The organism is Lactobacillus porci (assembly GCF_009695985.1).
Taxonomy (GTDB): domain Bacteria; phylum Bacillota; class Bacilli; order Lactobacillales; family Lactobacillaceae; genus Lactobacillus; species Lactobacillus absianus.
Genome location: NZ_VUMX01000066.1, coordinates 1 through 2,092 on the forward strand (window position 1 = coordinate 1; position 2,092 = coordinate 2,092).

3 protein-coding genes and 1 pseudogene are annotated in these 2,092 nt (G+C 45.0%); all 4 read right to left on the bottom strand.

From position 1 onward, the window contains the following. Positions 1-115: 115 nt before the first annotated feature. Positions 116-481: a hypothetical protein gene (locus tag FYJ62_RS10415; RefSeq protein ID WP_154549567.1), complete on the bottom strand. Its 366-nt coding sequence runs from the start codon at positions 479-481 to the stop codon at positions 116-118. Positions 482-568: 87 nt separating this feature from the next. Continuing rightward, a complete protein-coding gene (locus tag FYJ62_RS10420) occupies positions 569-1,516 on the bottom strand; it encodes a TcaA 3rd/4th domain-containing protein (protein ID WP_195837430.1) in 948 nt (315 codons plus the stop codon). Next, a complete protein-coding gene (locus FYJ62_RS10425; protein WP_229771909.1) occupies positions 1,446-1,877 on the bottom strand; it encodes a zinc ribbon domain-containing protein in 432 nt (143 codons plus the stop codon). The genes FYJ62_RS10420 and FYJ62_RS10425 overlap by 71 nt, the downstream gene beginning before the upstream one ends. A 3-nt stretch (positions 1,878-1,880) precedes the next feature. Beyond that, positions 1,881-1,958: pseudogene (locus FYJ62_RS11095) on the bottom strand (zinc-ribbon domain-containing protein); the annotation flags it as partial. Positions 1,959-2,092 lie beyond the last annotated feature (134 nt).

Genomic DNA, 2,092 nt, shown 5'->3' on the forward strand with positions numbered 1-2,092 from the left:
ATAAGGGATTCCTTTCGTATTGATAGTGTTCAAATCAATTATACGGAAAAGGAGTCCCTTTTCTTATACCCAATTTTGATTTACTTTAAGGAACTGTTCATCCTTACACATAAGATTATACGGTCTCATATTTTGCATTCTCACCAGTAATTAGAACCGCTGCTGCATATTCTTCATCAGTATACTTTTGGCTTTGTTTGCTAGATGAACTGGAAGAACTGGCAGATGATTGGCTATTTGAACTGGATGAACTAGACTCAGACGAAGAACTTTCACTAGATTCAGCTGACTGATTATTAACCAGTTTTGCCTTATAGACTTTTTTCTTACTAGATTTCTTCTTTGAGGACTGTTTCTTACTGCTCTGCTTTGATGATTTCACTGTTTTTTCAGAATCTTGTTGCGAATTACCGCTGCATCTAGCAACAAGCAATATTGCGCTTACAGCAGACACTGCTGCTATAATCTTTCTAACTTTCATTTGCTTCACTCTCACATTTTCACACTATTAATTTTATCTAATCTTACTATTAAAAGCTAAGGGTAGGCTAAACATCCATCCTTAATTCTACGTCGTAGTATCAGATATCTTCTTGGCACCGCCTAAAGACTGGATCAGGTACTCATCCCCTGACTTCTCAACCACGCCACTATATTCAAAAATCTGCTCATGGACATCACTTTCATGAACGAAGGTGTAATCAATCCGGTAGATGGCCTGACTTTCTGTGTCGCTCAATGGATAAACAGCTGACACCGTCGCAGTTTGCGAATAGCTCAAGATCTTATCGGACTCATCCCACCGGTTATTTTCCGACTTAATCTGCTGGTAGCCGCTATTTGAACTCCCGCCGACAAAGCGGTCTGGGTCCGGATCGTTGTAATTCGTATCAAACAAACTCTCGGCTGCACTTTTTCCGACTAACCCTGCCCACTTAGGCTGAATCAGGTAGCCATCATCCTGGGTCGTCACAGCATCATTGCTGTCATCGCTAGCTAGGTCACTGTAATAAATATCACTAGTATCATAGCCCTCACTGGCCTCTGCAAAAGCGCTGCCCAGGTCAGCCACGGGATTAGACTGCACCAAATTGTCTCCGTTTTGGTAGGCCACATAGAGGCTCATATTCTTGGTCACTGGGTAGTCCTTCAGGGTCAACTCGCCGCTATCATCCAAGCTGCCGACATTTTGCCCATCGACATACACTACCCCATTTGGCACGCTTTTTACCGTAAAAGTCTCAGTGCTGATGTTCAAGTTAATGGTGTCATCGCTGTTGATGTTCACCGTCGAACTGGCAGAAAGCTTGCGACCTTCGACTTCCGCGGTCACTTTTAGCCGATATTTCCCAGGAAATATCAGCCCCAGCCGCTTGGTATAGGCATTTTCGCCCTTAGCTGTCAATTTTCCGATCTTCTCCCCATTGACCGTCACTTGCGAGCCCTCATGGTTGGTCACCACCGCCGGCTGATAAGTCCTGACCTGCAGCTTGTATTTCGGAAAAAGTCCCAGCATAATGACCGCTTTGAACAAAGCGGAAGTCGCCATACTTGTTGTCCCCCGCCTTAAAGTTCTGCCCCATCCGGTTAGCTGCGGTCTGGTGCTCCTTGTAGAACTTCTGGAGTGGCGCCAGATTCTCATGGTTGACTGCTAAAGTAGCGCTGTCTGTCACAATGTATCTCGTGGCATCTTCGTCTGGGCTAACCAGCGCCGCCATGATCCAATCGACTTGCTGGTCCTTGCTGTACTGGCTGCTCCCCCACAGGTAGTAGCCAGCAAAGGCCAGCATAGCGAGAGCAACGGTAGCAATGATCCTTTGCTGCTTTTTGCTTTTCTTACGCCCAGTCCGGCTAGCCCTTTTCTCCGGTGGATTCAAGCTAGCCCCGCAATTCTGGCAAAAGGCAGCGCCTTTCTCAACTGCCTGACCGCAATTAGGGCAGTATTTGATATTTTTCATTCTTTTTGGTTCAGTATAAATTCTTGTGTAAATAGAAATTAGATAACAAAAAAAGAAGGGTTGTCCCTTACAATGTTAATAACGACAAAAACATGGGGAGCCCTTCTTACTATGAATTATACAGAACTGTCAGT